Genomic DNA, 16633 nt, shown 5'->3' with positions numbered 1-16633 from the left:
ACGAGGTTTCATTTTTTGGCCACAGTGGCCACAAGGACACAGTGCGGAGGCGGAGGCCGAGGCACGCCCCCGCCCCGTCCGTTCGGATTCTTGAGCCGGTACGGAACCCTGCCTACCGCGCGTAATCCTCCAGCACCGGGCCGAGCGCGGTGCGCAAAGGTTCCAGCCGATCGTCCACCGCGCGCCATACGCCCGCCCCGTCGCGGTTGATCGGGCGGCGGACCTGTTCGGAGCTGGCGGTGCGGACGGCGCGGGCGTTTTCGTGAAAGCGCAGGCACGCTTCCTCGAACGGCAGATCAAGCGCGGCGAGCAGGGCGCGGGTGCCGCCTTCCGGATCATCGAGCAGGTCTTCGTGGATCACCCGCACGATCCGCCCCGGCAGGACGGCATCGAAGTGGCGCATCAACCGGACGTAATCGGCATAGTAGCGCCCCACATCGGTCAGATCGTAAGCGAAGGTCTGGCCCTGGGCATAGTGCTGCCGGAAATTGGAATAGCAGCAATCGAGCGGGTGGCGGCGCGCGTCGATGATGCGCGCGTTAGGCAGCATCAGGTGGATAAGGCCGGCGTGGAGCCAGTTGTTCGGCGTCTTGTCGATAAACAGCGGCTTGCCTTCGCGCCGCTGCACGCGGGTGCGATCGAGATAGGCTTCGCCCAGCGCCCGCAGACGTTCCGGCGGCAATGTGCGGACCACCGCAGGATAGTTGCCCTCATCCGAAAGCTCGCCGACCAGCGCGATCACATCGGGCAGTTCCATGGTGCCTTCGACTTGCGAATGGCTCGACAGGATCTGCTCGATCAGCGTCGATCCGGCGCGCGGCATGCCTAGCACGAAGACCGGATCGGCGGCCGGGCAGCCCTGCCCCGCGCGGCTCGCCAGAAACGCCGGGGTATACAGGGCGATCGCCCGGTCGACCGCGCGGGTGGTCGTCTCGGCCCGGTACGGCTGCTGGCGCAGGCGCAGGGCATTGGCGGTGGCATAGCGATCGAACGCCTCGCGCGGGGAGCCGGCATCCTCCAGCGCCTTGGCCAGCGCGAAGTTGAGATGCATCACATCATCTTCGGACGCGTCCGGATCGGCCAGCGCGGCGGTCATCGCGGCGATGTCCCCGGCATCCAGCCGGACCGTCTTGAGGTTGGCGATCGACCACCAGGCATCGCCGAGCGAGGGCTGGATGGCGATGGCGCGGCGATAGGCGGCAATCGCATCGGCTTGCCGCCCCACGGTCTTGAGCGCATGGCCATAGCTGGTCCACACGCGCGGCTGGCGATCGCCGCCGGCCTGCGCCAGCACCTGTTCGTACAGCGCGATCGCCTCGGTAAATTCGCCGAGGCGGCCCAGCGCCGCTGCGCGCAGGACGGCATTGGCGGGGGCATCGGAACTGAGCCGGTCCAGCTCCGCCAGCGCCTCCAGCGTGCGTGCCTGGCGATGCAGGACGAGCGCGAGGTTGGTGCGCGCGGCGACGAAACCGGGTGCCAGTTCGAGGGCGCGGCGCAGCAGTGTTTCGGCGTCGCCTAGCCGGCCCAGCCGCCCGGCCACTTCGGCCAGCATGCGGATCGCCGCCACATCGAACGGATTTTCGCGCAGGCGCTGGCGCAGGATCGGTTCCGCCACCTCGATGCGCTTTTCCACCATCGCCCGGCCCGCCGCGACCAGCACCGGATCGAGCACAGAGGCATCGATGGCGGCCAGTTCAGCGGCGACGGCGCGTTCGTCATCGCCCACCGCCCGCCAGGCGCGGCCCGCCAGCCGATGCGCCTCGGCATCGTCCGGATTGCGGGCCAGCAACGCGGTGCAACCGCGCAGCGCGGCCTGGGGATCGGCGGCGAGCTCTTGCCGGATGGCGGAATAGGCGGACTGCGTCATGGCTGGAACGGCGGGTGCTCCTCGTATCCTGCCCGGCAGGAAGGCATCGCGCGATTGTTAGCCGCGCCGCCGGATTGTGCAAGCGCAGCAGGCGATGCTAGGCGGCATGCAAAGGAGCGCACGAATGAGCGAGGAACAGGCCAGCCTTTACGACCGGATCGGCGGTGCCCCGGCGGTGGACCGGCTGGTCGAGGCGTTCTACGCCGCCATGGACGCGCTGCCGCAGGCGCGCACGATCCGCGCGATGCATGCCGATGATCTGGGCCCGGTGAAAGCGGTGCTCAAGGACTATTTCACCCAGTGGCTGGGCGGCCCCGCGCTCTATTCCGCCCAGCGCGGCCACCCGCGCCTGCGCCAGCGGCATCTCGGCTTCCCGATCGGTGACAACGCGCGCGATGCCTGGATGGCGTGCATGGACGCGGCGCTGGAACAGGCGGTTCCCGATCCGGCGCTGCGCGCGGCTGTCCGCGCCCCGCTGGCACCCCTGGCTGACTGGATGCGCAACACCGCAGACTGATCCTGCGGCCGCATACCAAGGCTCGTTGATCCGAACGCATAGCCCTTTCCCCTTCAGGCTACCGCATGCACACATCGCGGTTCGAGCCAACTTCGCTTTCGAAAATTGCGCGAAAGTGGCGGCTGGGATTCTAAATCGAATCCATTTGGCCGTCTCCGGATTCCATCCAGCATCCTAAAATGAGCCAAAACACGATGTGTGCATGCGGTAGCCTGAAGGGGAGAGAGCTGCATGTGAGGCTTGATATCAACCGGAAGGATCGGCGAAAACTGCAGGCCGCCTCGCCAGCCCCGCCGCCACCGCTTCGCGGTGAGCGGCACCCGTCAGCAGCGCCTGCTGCTCTCGCGCTTCGCACAGCAGCAGTTCGGCATCGGGCAGGCCGGCATCGGCGGCATTGCACAGGCGCTTGGCCGCGCGCACGGCATCGGGGCTGAACCCGGCGATGGCGCGCGCCATGGCGCGGGCGGCGGCCAGCGGATCGGGATCGACCCGGCTCGCCACGCCCAGCGCCACCGCTTCATCGCCGTTGAAGGTGCGCCCGCTGAACAGCAGATCGCGCAGCACATCGGCCCGCACCAAAGAGCGCAACAGCACCAGTCCGGCCATGTCGGGGATCAACCCCCAGACCACCTCCTTGACGCTGAGCGCGGTATCAGGCGCAACGATCCGCACGTCCGCGCCCAGCATGAGTTGCAGCCCCCCGCCCAGCGCATGGCCGTGAACGGCAGCGATCACCGGCACCGGCAGCGTGCGCCACTGCATCGCCGCCTGCTGGAACAGGTTGCATGCACCGTGGGTGCGGGTTTCCAGATGGGCCAGCGGACCGTTACCCACCGCCGCATCGCCGCCCAGCGATGCCAGATCGATGCCGACGCAGAACGACCGGCCATCGCCGCTGAACACCACTGCCCGCACGGTGGGATCGGCCCGCACCTGATCGCCCGCCGCCACGATCGCCTCGAACATCGCCATGTCGAGAGCGTTGAGCTTGTCGGGTCGCGACAGCCGGACTTCGGCCACGCCGTCCACGATGTTGACGGTCACACGCTCGGTCATGCTTGATCCCTCCCCTTAAGCACCGCCCTGTCGTGGCGTTGCCCGGCTCCGGACGCAAGCTTACACCGGCACGGCGGTCGTGTATTTCACCTGAGACAGCGCGAAATGCGTAGATCCGGTGGCAACCGAAGGATGGCGCAGCACGGTGCGCATCAGGAAGCGGTTGTAGTCCTCCACATCGGCGACCAGCACGCGCAGCAGATAGTCCCAGTCACCTGACATCGAATAGCACTCGATGATCTCGTCCCGCGCGGCGACAAAGTTCTCGAACGCCTCGGTCGTCTCGGCGGAGTGGTTGCGGATCTTGATGTGGCACAGCACGTTCACCCCCCGCCCGACGCGCCGCGCATCGACCAGCCGCACCGGCGGCCCCAGCACGCCGTCCGCCTCCAGCGCGCGGATACGCCGCCAGCACGAGGCGCTGGACGCGCCGACCCGTTCGGCCAGTTCGGCGTGGCTCAGCGAAGCGTCGCGCTGGAGTTCGTGGAGCAGGCGGCGATCGATCGCATCGAGGGTGCGTCCCTGCGTCAAGCGTCCGGTCCCGGCGCATCGGGCTGGTTTTCCGGCGCGGCGGCGGCAAACGCCGCGAGCGCCTGGCAGGCGCCATCGATAGCGACGAGGCGCGGATAGGGTTCGAGATCAACCCCGAAGCGGCGGGCGTTGTAGATCTGCGGGACCAGGCAGCAATCGGCGAGCCCGGGTTCATCGCCGAAGCAATACTGCCCGCCATGGCGCGCCACCATGGTTTCCAGCGCCGCGAACCCTTCGCCGATCCAGCGCGCCACCCAGCGGTCACGCGCCGCTTCATCCAGCCCCAGATCGTGCTTGAGCACCTGCAGCACGCGCAAGTTGTTAAGCGGATGGATATCGCAGGCGACGCACAGCGCCATCGCCCGCACGATTGCCCGCTCCCCCGCCCCGGCCGGGAGCAGGGCGGGAGCGGGATGCGTTTCCTCCAGCCATTCGAGGATGGCGAGGCTTTGCGTCAACACCTGCCCATCGGCTTCCAGCGCCGGCACCAGCGCCTGCGGGGCCAGCGCGCGATAAGCGGGCGCGTGCTGCGCGCCGCCGCGCAGATCGTGGCTGACCGGCTGATATTCCAGCCCCTTGAGAGCGAGAGCGATGCGCACGCGATAGGCAGCGGACGAGCGCCAGTAGCCATGAAGGACAAGAGACATCGGCAGCGATCCTTTCCCGACAAGAAATGATACAGTTTAACGAATTTCCGCACCGATGTGAAATGATTCCATCATAATGCTGCGCAGCATCGGTATATGTGAAACGGAATTTCGCACCGGTGCGTTATCCTGCATCATGGCCATTCATCACGCCCCGCCGCCCGAGGCCGCGCCGGACTGGACGATCCCGCAGGACTGGCGGTCCTATACCGCGGCCGAGCATGCGGTGTGGGACCGGCTGTTCGCCCGGCAGACGCGCATGCTGCCGGCGCGGGTCATTCCGGCGTTCATCGACGGGCTCGACATACTGCGCATGACCCGCCCCGGTATCCCCGATTTCGACGAGTTGAACCCTCGGCTGATGAAGGCGACCGGCTGGCAGGTGGTGGCAGTGCCCGGACTGGTGCCGGACGAGGTGTTCTTTTCCCACCTTGCCCGGCGCCGGTTCGTTGCCGGGCGCTTCATCCGCCGGGCCGACCAGAGCGAATATCTGGAAGAGCCCGACGTGTTCCACGACGTCTTCGGCCATGTCCCGCTGCTCGCCCATCCGGCCTTTGCGGATTACATGCAGGCCTACGGCGAGGGCGGGCTGCGGGCGGCGAAGCTCGGGATGATCGAGGCGCTGGCGCGGCTCTACTGGTATACGGTGGAATTCGGGCTGGTCCGCGATGGCGACGCCCTGAAGCTCTATGGCGCGGGGATCGTCTCGTCCCGCGGCGAAAGCCTGTTTGCGCTCGACGACCCTTCACCCCACCGGATCGCCTTCGACCTCAAGCGGGTGATGCGCAGCCGCTATCGCATCGACGATTACCAGCAGAGCTATTTCGTCATCGACAGTTTCGAGGACCTGCTGCGCCAGACCCGCGATGTCGATTTCGCGCCGCTTTACGAACAGTTGCGCGATTGCCCGCCGATCGCGGTGGGCGAACTGATCCCGACCGACCGCGTGATCCATCGCGGCACCCAGGCCTATGCCCGCTTCAGAGCGGCCGGCCAGCCCCCTTTGCCGGAGAGATGCCCATGACCAGTACCACGACCCAGCCCGCCACGCCGCCGCCGTTCGACAACCCGCTGGGTCTTGACGGGTTCGAGTTCGTGGAATTCTGCGCGCCGGAAAAGGGCGTGCTGGAAGCGGCTTTCACGGCCATGGGGTTCACCCGCATCGCCCGCCACCGGTCGAAGGACGTGACGCTGTGGCGGCAGGGCGGGATCAACCTCATCGCCAATTACGAACCGCGCAGTCCGGCCGCCTACTTCGCCGCCGAACACGGTGCTTCGGCCTGCGGCATGGCGTGGCGGGTCCAGGATGCCGCCCGCGCCTATGCCATGGCGATCGAACGCGGGGCCGAGCCGGTGGAAGTGCGCACCGGGCCGATGGAACTGCGCCTGCCGGCGATCCGGGGCATCGGCGGTTCGATCATCTACCTCATCGACCGCTACGAGCGCACACCCGGCGATCTGACGATCTACGACATCGATTTCGTCTACCGGCCCGGCGTTGATCGCCACCCGGCGGGAGCCGGGTTCCAGACGATCGATCACCTGACCCACAACGTCTATGGCGGACGCATGGCGCACTGGGCGGCCTTCTACGAACGGATCGCGGGCTTTCGCGAAATCCACTATTTCGACATCAAGGGCGAATATACCGGCCTGACCAGCAAGGCGATGACCGCGCCGGACGGCAAGATCCGCATCCCGCTGAACGAGGAAGGAAAGGCCGGCGGCGGCCAGATCGAGGAGTACCTGCGCGCCTACAACGGCGAGGGCATCCAGCATATCGCCTTCATCTGCGACGATCTTGTCGCGGCATGGGACCGGCTCAAGGCCATGGGCACCCCGTTCATGACCGCCCCGCCCGCCACCTATTACGAAATCCTGGACGAGCGGCTGCCCGGGCACGGCGAGCCGACGGCGGAGCTGCAAAAGCGCGGCATCCTGCTCGACGGATCGACGAAGGGCGGCGATCCGCGCCTGCTGCTGCAGATCTTCTCCGAGACGATGGTGGGCCCGGTGTTCTTCGAGTTCATCCAGCGCAAGCGCGACGAAGGCTTCGGCGAAGGCAACTTCACCGCCCTGTTCGAAAGCATCGAGCGCGATCAGATGCGGCGCGGCGCGCTGAAGGCGGGGGAGCCGGCATGACCGCCGCGGCCGCCACCAGCGCTCCGTCGCTCACGCGCATCCACCACGTCGCCTATCGCTGCAACGATGCGGCGGAAACGGTCGAATGGTACGCCCGCGTGCTGGGCATGACCTTCACCACCGCCTTTGCCGAGGACACCGTCCCCTCCACCGGGGAGGACGATCCCTACATGCACGTGTTCCTCGATTGCGGCGGCGGCAATGTGCTGGCGTTCTTCGAACTGCCCGGCCAGCCGCCGATGGGCCGTGATCCCAACACCCCGGCCTGGGTCCAGCACCTGGCCTTCGAAGTTCCCGACGAAGCGGCGTTGCTGGCAGCGAAAGCACATATCGAGACGCAGGGTATCGATGTGCTGGGGCCGACGTTCCACGGCGTGTTCCGGTCCATCTACTTCTTCGATCCCAACGGCCACCGCATCGAACTGGCCTGCAACATCGGCACCGACGATCAGTACGCCGAACTGCGCCGGGTCGCGCCGCTGATGCTGGACGAATGGAGCCGGACCAAGCGGGCTCCACGCCATGCCGAATGGCTGCACCGGGACCCGGACGCATGAAGCTTGCCAGCCTTCGCCACGGCCGCGACGGGCGGCTGGTGATCGTCTCCGACGATCTCTCCCGCTATGCGCCCGCCAGTGCCGTCGCCCCGACGATGCAGGCCGCGCTCGACGAGTGGGACGAGGCCGCGCCCCGCCTGGAAGCGCTGGCGGCTGATCTGGATAGCGGCATGATCGCCGCCCGACCGCTGGACCACGCCGCGCTCGCCGCGCCGCTTCCCCGCGCCTATCAGTGGGCGGACGGATCGGCCTATGTGAACCACGTCGAACTGGTGCGCCGCGCGCGCGGGGCCGAGCTGCCGGACAGTTTCTGGCACGATCCGCTGGTCTATCAGGGCGGGTCCGACCGCTTCCTGGCCCCGCGCGATCCGATCCCGCTGGCCGATCCGGCATGGGGCTGCGACATGGAGGCCGAAGTGGTGGTGGTGACCGGCGACGTGCCGCAGGGGGCCACCCGCGCCGAGGCGCTGGCAAGCATCCGGCTGGTCGGCCTCGTCAACGACGTATCGTTGCGCAACCTGATCCCGGCGGAACTGGCCAAGGGCTTCGGCTTCTACCAGTCCAAGCCGGCCAGCGCGCTGTCACCCTTGCTGGTGACGCCCGACGCGCTGGGCGAACGGTGGCGCGACGGCAAGCTGCACGGCACGCTGGCGGTGGACCTCAACGGCCGGCCCTTCGGCCGCGCCGACGCCGGGACCGACATGACCTTCGATTTCGGCACCCTCATCGCCCATCTCGCCAAGACCCGCTCGCTGGGTGCGGGAACGATCGTCGGATCGGGCACCGTCTCCAACCGCGATGCCGATGGCGGGCCGGGCCGCCCGGTGGCGCAGGGCGGGCTCGGCTATAGCTGCATCGCCGAACTGCGCATGGTGGAGACGATCCGCGACGGCGCGCCGTCCACCCCCTTCCTGCAGCCCGGCGATCGGGTGCGCATCACCATGGACGGACCGGACGGCGCATCGCTGTTCGGCGCGATCGAGCAAGTGGTCGGCACATAAATTATCGACCAAAACGGTTTCGGCACCGGCGGTTTCTGGTACGAGCGGCTCCATCGCCCGATCTTTCCCGATCCGGCCAGGAGCACCTGATGACGCACAAACCGTTCCGGCACGTTCTGGTTACCAACGATGACGGCATCGATGCCCCCGGGCTGGCGGTCATGGCCGAAGTGGCGGCGCAGGTTGCCGAAACGGTGTGGGTGGTAGCCCCGGCGCAGGACCAGAGCGGGGTGTCGCACGCGATATCGCTCCATGCCCCGCTGCGGGTCCACCAGCGCGCGGAGCGGATATTCGCCATATCGGGCACGCCCGGCGATTGCGTGGCGATGGGCGCGCGCCATCTGATGGGCGATGCCAGCCCCGATCTTGTCCTGTCGGGCGTCAACCGGGGCGCGAACCTGGGCCGCGAGACGGTGTTTTCCGGCACCGTCGGCGCGGCGATGACGGCGCTGCTGCTGGGCATGCCGGCGATGGCGCTGAGCCAGGCGTTCACCAAGGGCAACCCGATCAAGTGGGATACCGCCGCCACCCTCGCCCCCGATGTGATCCGCCGGTTCGTCGATACCGGGTGGGCGCGGGAATGCTGCCTCAACATCAACTTTCCTGATGTCGCGGCGGACCAGGCGGTCGGCGTGGAACTGACCCGGCAAGGGGCGGGATCGATCGACGATGTCGGGGTCGTCACCATGCAGGATCCGCGCGACATTTCGGCGCACTGGCTGCAACTGCGCCGCAGTTCGCGCGATGCCGAAGCGGGATCGGAAACCGCCGCGATCCGCGCCGGGAAGGTCAGCGTCACGCCGCTGCAATTCGAACGCACCAACCGCGAGGTGCTGGCCGCCCTGCAGGCCGGCGCGGCCACCATCGGCTGAACCGGACGGCGGCGCGCAAACAGGGCGCTCTGCCGCCTTTGCTAGAGCAGCGAGCCTTTAATCAGCATCGCAAGTTCCGTTCGTGTCGAGCGCAGTCGAGACACGGAAAGCACAGTGCCAGCGTGTCTCGACTGCGCTCGACACGAACGGAGATAATTCAGATTTCACGCGCTTGCTATAGAGCGTGACGGCGTTTGATTGCACCGCTTGCTCCCCCTCCCCCAGCCCCTCCCCGCCGGGGAGGGGAGATGCAAGGTGCGGTAATCAAACCCTAATTCAGAAGTATTCGCCCACGTACTGCTGCGCGAAGTCGAAGTAGTTGCGGTTCCAGCAGAACTCGCACCAGCCGGTCCCTTCCTCGCCGACCATCGCCACGGTCACCGCGCCTTCCTTCAGGTAGATCATCGGATCGGCCTGGAACTCGGTGGTGGCATAGATCTTCGTCTCGATCCGGGTTTCCCGGCCCGCTGCGTCGGTAACGACCACGTCGAAGCGCTTCTGGTGCATCGTATCGTCGAAGGCGTAATCGTAATCGATGCGCCGGATTTCTGACATCAGGCCATCGCGGGCCACGAACCCGCGCACGAGCGCCCGCCCGAACGACTGCATCTCGAAAAAGTGGACGTAGGCATTGGCAGTGGTCGCATGGAACCACTTGTAGTGCTGGTTGAGCCCCCACACGCGCGGGCCCCAGCTATGATCGCGCTGCATGAAGTGATCCAGCGCGATCTCCTCTCCGTCGAGCACCATCGTGCCGGTAACCCGGCCATGCTGCTCGGTGCGATCGTCGGCATAGTACGGCGGGCAGCCGTCCTTGTGCGAGCTGAACGCGTAGGGCGGATGGAACGCTTCGTAACGGGCGTCGATCTGGACCCGATCACCGGCGAAGGTGAAGTCCATGGCCTGGTGCACATCGCCTAGCCGCGCGGTCAGCCCCTGCACGTCCCAGTCGGTGAAATCCATGTCGTCCGGGACTTTGACCGAATCGTACCGCTCGATCACCGGCACCGCGATGCCGGGGCCGAAGGCGTAAGCCGCCGCGCCGGCCATGCCGTCCTTGTCGACCCAGAAATAGACGAAGCCGGCCAGTCCGCGTTCGGGCAACTGGAACATCAGGGCGTTCGCCTCGCGGCAATGCGGGACATCGCGCAGCTTGTGGCGGTTATCGTCAGCCGCAGGCACCGGCGGCAGGTCCGAACGCATGGCGAAGGCGGGGGCAAGGGTGGCGGAGGTCATTGGGGGCTCCTTTCAGAACTGTGCGGGCGTGAACATGGTGGCGAGCGACGGCAGCGCGACATCGCCGGTTTCGAAGCCGGTGCTGCGGAACCAGGCGCGATCGCGCTTGGAGGAGAGGCGGTTGTCGGCGATGATCAGGTCATGCGAGACGGCCAGAAAATCCGCATCGCCGTCGGTTCCGCTGGCATCGACGAGACGTTCCACCAGCCCAGAAAGCGCGACCGTGCGGGTTCGCCGCGCCCCGGCATCGGCGGTGCCGCGGTTCTCCAGTTCGGCCCGCAGCGTTGCGGCCGCGGCGATCGTCTGCGCGCCGCCCCCGGCCGCCTGCGCCAGCGCGGTCGCCAGCCGTTCCAGCGCGACCAGTTCGGCCGCTTCATAAAGCTCTGTGTAATCCGCCTGTTCCGCGATCAGGCCAAGGTGGGCCAGCATCAGGTGCGCCTGCTCCATGGCCAGGCCGTTGTCCGGCGCGATCGCCGGGATGATCACGTTGTGCAGCGCGCGCTGCATGCTCGAAATCCGGTCGGCAAGCGATGGGATCATGGCGCGGGGTTCCTCGACAGCAGATCACCGAGTTCGGCGGCAAAGATATGGGCGATCGGGGCAAGCCAGCTCAGCACCACTTCCTGATGGTTATGGTGGTCGCGCACGGCCTTGATCCCGGTGGCGAGCGTGATGACGATGCATTTGTAGGCGGAAAAGACCTCATAGAAATGCAGCGCGGCACGGTCCACGACCCGGCCGGTCCGGGCGGTATAATCGGCGATCAGTTCTTCCCGCTCGAACAGGCCGCCGGCAAGCTGCCGCCCGTCCTCGACGGTGCCGAACAGGCGCTGCAGCGTCCACGCAAGGTCCTCGTGATAATCGCCGAGATGGCCCAGTTCCCAATCGAGGATGGCGGTGATCCGCCCGGTCTCATCATCGAACAGATAGTTTCCGGTGCGATAATCGCCATGGACCAGCACGATTTCGCGGGCCGCGGGCAGGTTCGCGCGCATCCAGCGTTCGGCCAAAGCCACGATCGGCAGCGACTGCGTGCAATCCTCGCGCCAGACCCGTGACCACCAGTTGACCTGCCGCAACGCCGCCTGGCGAGGATCGGCATCGGGGGCATCGAGCGATGCGATAGGGCCCGCCCGCCAGTCATAGCCATGGATCGCGGCCAGATGTTCGAGGAACTGCGGCTTGATGATCGGCCGCAGACGCTCACCGATCACCGTCCCCAGACCGGTGACGCCGCCCTGGCTGCCGCTGGGCTTGGTCACCCCGCCGATGAAGCGGAAAATCGCCGCCGGCTGGCCGAAGCCGGCCCCCTCCTCATCAAGCCAGACCGGCTCCGGTGCCGGAACCGCAGCACGCAGCGCGGCGATGACCTCGAATTCAAGCCGGCGGCTCGATTCCGAGATCGACTGGCGCGGTTCCATGCGCAGGACATAGCGGCCTGCCATCGGATGGCCGGCGGTGATCTCGAACCCGAACTGTTCCTTGGAAGCGCCGCCACCGAGCCGGCCGACATTCATCACCTTCGCGCCCGGACATTCCCGTTCAAGGAACGCGACGATGCGTTGTTCCACCGCTTCGACCGAGATCGGCTGGTAAGCGCCCAACCGCTTGCGCGCCGCGCGCCGTTCCAGCGTCTGTCTGACCGCAGGGTCCAGATCATCGCGGTTATCGGCCCGGAAAGCGGTCGCGGGCTGCAGGTCCAGCGGAGCATCGTCAGTTCGCACGTTCAAGACTTTCTCCCAATCTTCAGGCTGACGCGGTCACTGGGCCGGTCTGTTATTGCCCCTGGCAACGCCTCTAAATCTTCGAAAAATCCCATGGCGGCACGGGGATCGCCACGGCGACCATTTCCAGCAGGGTTTCGAATAGCGACTGGCCTGCCGCATCCGAGGGGGTGCGCATCGAAATCGCCTCGATGATCGCGACGCGGGTGTCCGTGGTGCTGGGCCGGAACTTCTTCGATACGACTGGGGCCATGCGGACTTTCTGGCAGTTCGGCCGGAATTCGCAAGAAACAAATCGTCCGATCGGTAAGTGTCTATGCCGAGAGGATGTCCTCGCAGTGCGCGTTCCGCGCAAGAAATGTCAAATTCGCGCGCAACGCTGTATAATGCTTTCGTGCGCGATCGCCGCTAGACGGAGGGCGTGCGTTCAGGCGTCCGTCTGCCCCGTCAAGAGCGGCAGCGCCGCCACGGGAGAGCAGGCATGGCACGAGTTCGCGCGCCGAACGACGAGGATATCATTTCCGATGCGCTCGGCCGCGCCCCCGATATCGAGATGGGGGCCGAGCATGGTCGCTGGCGGCTGTGCCGGTGGCGTCAGTTCGTAGGCAGTTATACCTTGCCGGCCCTGCCCGATCCGATGTTCGTGGTCCACATCGCCGGCAAGCCGAACGTGCGCACCTGGATGCGCGACGGGTGGAGCGAGACCGCATCGCTGCCGGGCTGCGCGACGATCGTGCCGGCGGGCCAGCCGACCGGGTGGCTGGTCGATGGCGAACTGGACGTCGTGACGCTGAGCGTCGCGTCCGAGGAACTGCAGCGCGCGCCGATCCACGATCAGTTCAAGCGGATGCGCTTCGCTTTTTCCGATCCGCTCGGCGTGGCCCTGACGCGGCAAGTGCTGGGCGAACTCTACACCCCGCAGACCCCGGCGCGCGACGTCTATGTCGGCGCGCTGGTCGATGCGCTCAAGGCGCATATGCTGCGCGGGCCGGCCAGCGCCACCGCCGCCGACATTCCGACCGCCGCGTTCTCCTCGCACCGCATCCACACGATCATGAACGCCATTCTCGACCGCCCCGAAGACAGCCACAACCTGGAGGCGCTGGCCGAGCGGGCGGGGCTGACGCCCACCCATTTCTGCCGCGTGTTCAAGCGGGCGACCGGCGTCTCGCCCCACCAATACGTGATGCGCGCCAGGCTCGACCGGGCCCGGCTCATGCTGGAACAATCCGATACGCCGATGGCGCGGATCGCCGATGCGCTGGGGTTCACCAGCCAGAGCCACTTCACCCGCGCCTTCCGCCAGTTCGCCGGCGAAACCCCCAGCGATTTCCGCAAGCGCCGTCAGGAGACCGTCCAATGAGTACCAGGCCGATCCATGAAGGCGGCTGCCTGTGCGGGCAAGTGCGCTACAGCTTCGCCGGCGATCCGCTGCTGGTGGCGGTGTGCCACTGCCGCAACTGCCAGAAACAGTCCGGCGCGCCGTTCTCGCTGGTGGGCGCGGTGGCCGATGCCGATTACGCCGAGAGCGGCGAAACCCGCGTGTTCGTCGATCATGGCGAAAGCGGCGCGGCGGTGGATCGTCATTTCTGCCCGCAGTGCGGCTCGCCGATCCGGTCGATGGCGGCGGCGCTGCCGGGGCTGACGATCGTCAAGATGGGAACGCTGGATCGGCCCGACCAATGGCCGCCGGTGCTCGAAGCCTATTGCGACAGTGCCGCGCAGTGGATGCCCGCGCTGGCGCAGCAGCGCTTCCCCCGTTCCAATATCGAAGCCTGACGGAGCGCCGGCTATGACCACCACAACCGCCGCCGTTGCCCGTGCTGCGCACGCCCCGTTCAGCATCGAGCCCGTGTCCATCGAGGCACCGCGCACCGGCGAGGTGCTGGTGCGGATCGCCGGCGTCGGCCTGTGCCACACCGACCTGATCGCGCGCGACCAGTTCATCCCGATCCCGCTGCCGGCGGTGCTGGGCCATGAAGGGGCCGGCATTGTCGAGGCGGTCGGCGACGGCGTCGGCAAGGTCGCCCCGGGTGACCGGGTGGTGATCGGCTTTTCAAGCTGCGGCAGTTGCCCGCGCTGTGCCGAGGACCTGCCGTCCTATTGCCAGTCGTTCCCGGCGCTCAACTACGCCGGCTGCCGCGTCGACGGCAGTTCCGGGCTGGACGCGGCCGGAGAGCGGGTTTCGGGCCATTTCTTCGGCCAGTCCTCGTTCGCCGGGCTGGCGCTGGTGAGCGAGCGCAATCTCGTCAGGGTGACGCACGAAGACGTGCCGCTGGATATCCTCGGCCCGCTGGGCTGCGGCTTCCAGACCGGCGCGGGCAGCGTGCTGCGCTCGCTCGACTGCCCGCCCGGATCGACGATCGCGGTGTTCGGCGGCGGGCCGGTGGGGCTGGCGGCGATCATGGCCGCGGCGATCCGCCAGTGCGCCACGATCATCCTGGTCGAACCGATCGCCGCCCGCCGCGCCCTGGCGCTGGACCTTGGCGCGACGCATGCGATCGACCCCGCGGCCGGAGACCTGGCCGCGCAGATCCGGGCGATCCTGCCCCAGGGCGTGGAATTCGCGCTGGAGAGCAGCGGCCGCGAGACGGTGATCGAGACCGCGCTGGCCAGCCTGACCAGCCACGGCCTGCTCGGCCTTGTCGGCGTGCCGCCCCGGCCCGACAGCGCCCTGTCGGTCAACATCGCCGCGCTGATTACCTATGGCCACCGCATCCACGGCATCATCGAGGGCGACAGCGACCTCGATACCTTCATCCCCGAACTGATCGACCTCTACCGCGCCGGACGGTTCCCGTTCGACCGGCTGATCACCCGCTATCCGCTGGACCGGATCAACGAGGCGATCGCGGCGCAGGCGCGCGGCGATTGCGTGAAGGCGGTGCTGATCCCCTGACCTACAAACAAATTATTGAAATATATATGATTATCCGTTCGTATCGAGCGAAGTCGAGATACGGGTAGTGCAGCGCCAAGCATGTCTCGACTTCGCTCGACACGAACGGAACTTGTAGTGCCGACTAATACCAAGGCTCGTTGATCCGAACTCATAGCCCTCTCCCCTTCAGGGGAGAGGGTTGGGAGAGGGGGGTAGTGCCGCTGCGCCCCCTCTCTACTCCGGCTAGGCGGACAAGCCGCCAAGCCTGCGTATCTCTCCCCTGAAGGGGAGAGAGCAACATGAGTCAAAGCATTGAGACTTGGTATAAACGCACGATGCTCTAACTCGCCCAACAAGGTGCGCCCATGACCACGAACACCCTTTCCATCGATCTCAAGAACCCGGACCTCTACGTCGACGCGGTGCCGCATGCGGTGTTCGACCAGTTGCGCCGCGACGATCCGGTGCACTGGAACCCGGAAAGCGACGGTCCCGGCTTCTGGGCGCTCACCCGCTACGAGGACATCGTCGAGGTTTCGCGCAACCCGGCGCTGTTCTCCTCGGCCTATGAAAACGGCGGTCACCGCATCTTCAACGAGAACGAGGTGGGCCTGACCGGGGCGGGCGAGGCGGCGATCGGCATTCCGTTCATCTCGGTCGATCCGCCGGTCCATACCCAGTATCGCAAGTTCATCATGCCGGCGGTCTCGCCGGGGCGGCTGGCCGGGATCGAAGGCCGCATCCGCGAGCGCTGCCTGGCGCTGATCGACAAGATCCCGCTGGGCGAGGCGGTGGACATGGTGCCGCTGCTGTCCGCGCCGCTGCCGCTGCTGACGCTGTGCGAACTGTTCGACCTGCCGACCGCCATGTGGACCGACCTCTACCACTGGACCAACGCCTTCGTGGGCGAGGACGACCCCGATTTCCGCCAGTCCCCCGAAGCGATGATGGCGACCCTGGGCGAGTTCATGACCTTCGCGCGCGAGCTGTTCGACACCCGCCGCGCCAACCCCGGCGAGGATCTCGCCACCCTGCTCGCGACGATGGAAGTGAACGGCGAGCCGGTGGCGTTCCGCGAGTTCCTCGGCAACATGATCCTCGCGCTGGTGGGGGCCAACGAGACCACGCGCAATTCGCTCAGCCACACCATGACCGCGTTCGCCGCGCATCCCGAGCAGTGGGACGCGGTGCGGGCCGAGCCGGAACTGCTGCGCAACGGCGTGCGCGAGATGGTGCGCCATGCCAGCCCGGTGATGCACATGCGGCGCACCGCGATGGCCGATACCGTGGTGGGCGGCCGGCCGATCCGAAAGGGCGACAAGGTGGTGATGTGGTACATCGCCGCCAACCGCGACGAGAGCGTGTTCCCCGATCCGCACCGCTTCGATATCCGGCGCGGCAATATCCAGCACCTGGGCTTCGGCACCGGCCAGCACGTCTGCGTCGGCTCGCGGCTGGCGGAAATGCAGTTGCGGGTGGCCTTCGGCATCCTCGCGGAGCGTGTGAGCCAATTCACCCTCCTCGCCCCCCCGCGCCGCTTCCGGTCGAACTTTATCAACGGGCTGAAGAACCTCGATATGCGGCTGACGGCGGGTTAGGGGG

General features: G+C 67.0%; 18 protein-coding genes. 10 read left to right on the top strand and 8 right to left on the bottom strand.

Annotated elements, in window-relative coordinates; all coding sequences use genetic code 11:
• Positions 1-112 precede the first annotated feature (112 nt).
• Entirely contained in the window at positions 113-1867 is a 1755-nt protein-coding gene (locus IE122_RS01550; RefSeq protein ID WP_189619324.1) for a tetratricopeptide repeat-containing sulfotransferase family protein, read from the bottom strand.
• Between the two features lie 124 nt (positions 1868-1991).
• Between IE122_RS01550 and IE122_RS01545 the strand changes: the two genes are divergently transcribed.
• Positions 1992-2384 (top strand): group II truncated hemoglobin, encoded by a 393-nt coding sequence (locus IE122_RS01545; RefSeq protein ID WP_189619323.1) that lies wholly within the window; start codon positions 1992-1994, stop codon positions 2382-2384.
• A gap of 246 nt (positions 2385-2630) precedes the next feature.
• Here IE122_RS01545 and IE122_RS01540 read toward each other — a convergent pair whose 3' ends face one another.
• From IE122_RS01540 to maiA, 3 genes are read right to left on the bottom strand one after another with little or no spacing between them, the layout of a single operon-like run.
• Complete coding sequence (locus IE122_RS01540) at positions 2631-3440, bottom strand: crotonase/enoyl-CoA hydratase family protein (RefSeq protein WP_189619322.1); 810 nt, start codon at positions 3438-3440, stop codon at positions 2631-2633.
• A gap of 60 nt (positions 3441-3500) precedes the next feature.
• Positions 3501-3971 (bottom strand): Lrp/AsnC family transcriptional regulator, encoded by a 471-nt coding sequence (locus tag IE122_RS01535; protein WP_189619321.1) that lies wholly within the window; start codon positions 3969-3971, stop codon positions 3501-3503.
• Positions 3968-4618, bottom strand: a complete 651-nt coding sequence (gene maiA, locus IE122_RS01530; RefSeq protein WP_189619320.1) for a maleylacetoacetate isomerase — start codon at positions 4616-4618, stop codon at positions 3968-3970. The genes IE122_RS01535 and maiA overlap by 4 nt, the downstream gene beginning before the upstream one ends.
• A gap of 136 nt (positions 4619-4754) precedes the next feature.
• Here maiA and phhA point away from each other — a divergent pair, with 136 nt between their 5' ends.
• From phhA to surE, 5 genes are all read left to right on the top strand, one after another.
• Positions 4755-5642: a phenylalanine 4-monooxygenase gene (phhA, locus tag IE122_RS01525; protein WP_189619319.1), complete on the top strand. Its 888-nt coding sequence runs from the start codon at positions 4755-4757 to the stop codon at positions 5640-5642.
• Entirely contained in the window at positions 5639-6760 is a 1122-nt protein-coding gene (gene hppD / locus IE122_RS01520) for a 4-hydroxyphenylpyruvate dioxygenase (protein ID WP_189619318.1), read from the top strand. Before phhA ends, hppD begins: the two co-directional genes overlap by 4 nt.
• Positions 6757-7317, top strand: a complete 561-nt coding sequence (locus IE122_RS01515; protein ID WP_189619317.1) for a VOC family protein — start codon at positions 6757-6759, stop codon at positions 7315-7317. Before hppD ends, IE122_RS01515 begins: the two co-directional genes overlap by 4 nt.
• On the top strand, positions 7314-8318 hold the full coding sequence (locus IE122_RS01510) for a fumarylacetoacetate hydrolase family protein (protein WP_189619316.1): 1005 nt from the start codon (positions 7314-7316) through the stop codon (positions 8316-8318). The genes IE122_RS01515 and IE122_RS01510 overlap by 4 nt, the downstream gene beginning before the upstream one ends.
• Positions 8319-8407: 89 nt before the next feature.
• On the top strand, positions 8408-9190 hold the full coding sequence (surE, locus tag IE122_RS01505; protein ID WP_229813624.1) for a 5'/3'-nucleotidase SurE: 783 nt from the start codon (positions 8408-8410) through the stop codon (positions 9188-9190).
• Between the two features lie 276 nt (positions 9191-9466).
• On the opposite strand, the gene IE122_RS01500 is transcribed toward surE, so the two are convergent.
• From IE122_RS01500 to IE122_RS01485, 4 genes are all read right to left on the bottom strand, one after another.
• Positions 9467-10426 (bottom strand): DUF7064 domain-containing protein, encoded by a 960-nt coding sequence (locus IE122_RS01500; protein WP_189619315.1) that lies wholly within the window; start codon positions 10424-10426, stop codon positions 9467-9469.
• Positions 10427-10438: 12 nt separating this feature from the next.
• Positions 10439-10966 (bottom strand): hypothetical protein, encoded by a 528-nt coding sequence (locus tag IE122_RS01495; protein ID WP_189619314.1) that lies wholly within the window; start codon positions 10964-10966, stop codon positions 10439-10441.
• On the bottom strand, positions 10963-12150 hold the full coding sequence (locus IE122_RS01490) for a phosphotransferase family protein (protein ID WP_229813703.1): 1188 nt from the start codon (positions 12148-12150) through the stop codon (positions 10963-10965). Before IE122_RS01490 ends, IE122_RS01495 begins: the two co-directional genes overlap by 4 nt.
• 73 nt (positions 12151-12223) lie before the next feature.
• Positions 12224-12403, bottom strand: a complete 180-nt coding sequence (locus IE122_RS01485) for a hypothetical protein (RefSeq protein WP_189619312.1) — start codon at positions 12401-12403, stop codon at positions 12224-12226.
• Between the two features lie 228 nt (positions 12404-12631).
• Between IE122_RS01485 and IE122_RS01480 the strand changes: the two genes are divergently transcribed.
• The 4 genes from IE122_RS01480 (at position 12632) to IE122_RS01465 (ending at position 16629) form a co-directional block, all read left to right on the top strand.
• The gene (locus IE122_RS01480) at positions 12632-13513 is read left to right on the top strand and encodes a helix-turn-helix domain-containing protein (protein ID WP_189619311.1); all 882 of its coding nucleotides are present in this window, start codon (positions 12632-12634) and stop codon (positions 13511-13513) included.
• Positions 13510-13929 (top strand): GFA family protein, encoded by a 420-nt coding sequence (locus tag IE122_RS01475; protein ID WP_189619310.1) that lies wholly within the window; start codon positions 13510-13512, stop codon positions 13927-13929. Before IE122_RS01480 ends, IE122_RS01475 begins: the two co-directional genes overlap by 4 nt.
• A 13-nt stretch (positions 13930-13942) precedes the next feature.
• Complete coding sequence (locus IE122_RS01470) at positions 13943-15049, top strand: NAD(P)-dependent alcohol dehydrogenase (RefSeq protein WP_189619309.1); 1107 nt, start codon at positions 13943-13945, stop codon at positions 15047-15049.
• A 347-nt stretch (positions 15050-15396) separates the two neighbouring features.
• Positions 15397-16629: a cytochrome P450 gene (locus IE122_RS01465; RefSeq protein WP_189619308.1), complete on the top strand. Its 1233-nt coding sequence runs from the start codon at positions 15397-15399 to the stop codon at positions 16627-16629.
• Positions 16630-16633 lie beyond the last annotated feature (4 nt).

It is taken from the genome of Novosphingobium colocasiae, assembly GCF_014652555.1.
Classification (GTDB): domain Bacteria; phylum Pseudomonadota; class Alphaproteobacteria; order Sphingomonadales; family Sphingomonadaceae; genus Novosphingobium; species Novosphingobium colocasiae.
Note: the sequence above shows the minus strand (reverse complement) of the source record. Positions and strands in the feature narration are given on the sequence as shown.

Coding starts and splice junctions, on each gene's coding strand:
- IE122_RS01550 (WP_189619324.1), bottom strand. CDS start 1,867: ATGACGCAGTCCGCCTATTCCGCCATCCGGCAAGAGCTCGCCGCCGAT.
- IE122_RS01500 (WP_189619315.1), bottom strand. CDS start 10,426: ATGACCTCCGCCACCCTTGCCCCCGCCTTCGCCATGCGTTCGGACCTG.
- IE122_RS01475 (WP_189619310.1), top strand. CDS start 13,510: ATGAGTACCAGGCCGATCCATGAAGGCGGCTGCCTGTGCGGGCAAGTG.
- IE122_RS01470 (WP_189619309.1), top strand. CDS start 13,943: ATGACCACCACAACCGCCGCCGTTGCCCGTGCTGCGCACGCCCCGTTC.
- IE122_RS01515 (WP_189619317.1), top strand. CDS start 6,757: ATGACCGCCGCGGCCGCCACCAGCGCTCCGTCGCTCACGCGCATCCAC.
- phhA (WP_189619319.1), top strand. CDS start 4,755: ATGGCCATTCATCACGCCCCGCCGCCCGAGGCCGCGCCGGACTGGACG.
- hppD (WP_189619318.1), top strand. CDS start 5,639: ATGACCAGTACCACGACCCAGCCCGCCACGCCGCCGCCGTTCGACAAC.
- maiA (WP_189619320.1), bottom strand. CDS start 4,618: ATGTCTCTTGTCCTTCATGGCTACTGGCGCTCGTCCGCTGCCTATCGC.
- IE122_RS01510 (WP_189619316.1), top strand. CDS start 7,314: ATGAAGCTTGCCAGCCTTCGCCACGGCCGCGACGGGCGGCTGGTGATC.
- surE (WP_229813624.1), top strand. CDS start 8,408: ATGACGCACAAACCGTTCCGGCACGTTCTGGTTACCAACGATGACGGC.
- IE122_RS01485 (WP_189619312.1), bottom strand. CDS start 12,403: ATGGCCCCAGTCGTATCGAAGAAGTTCCGGCCCAGCACCACGGACACC.
- IE122_RS01545 (WP_189619323.1), top strand. CDS start 1,992: ATGAGCGAGGAACAGGCCAGCCTTTACGACCGGATCGGCGGTGCCCCG.
- IE122_RS01480 (WP_189619311.1), top strand. CDS start 12,632: ATGGCACGAGTTCGCGCGCCGAACGACGAGGATATCATTTCCGATGCG.
- IE122_RS01465 (WP_189619308.1), top strand. CDS start 15,397: ATGACCACGAACACCCTTTCCATCGATCTCAAGAACCCGGACCTCTAC.
- IE122_RS01540 (WP_189619322.1), bottom strand. CDS start 3,440: ATGACCGAGCGTGTGACCGTCAACATCGTGGACGGCGTGGCCGAAGTC.
- IE122_RS01495 (WP_189619314.1), bottom strand. CDS start 10,966: ATGATCCCATCGCTTGCCGACCGGATTTCGAGCATGCAGCGCGCGCTG.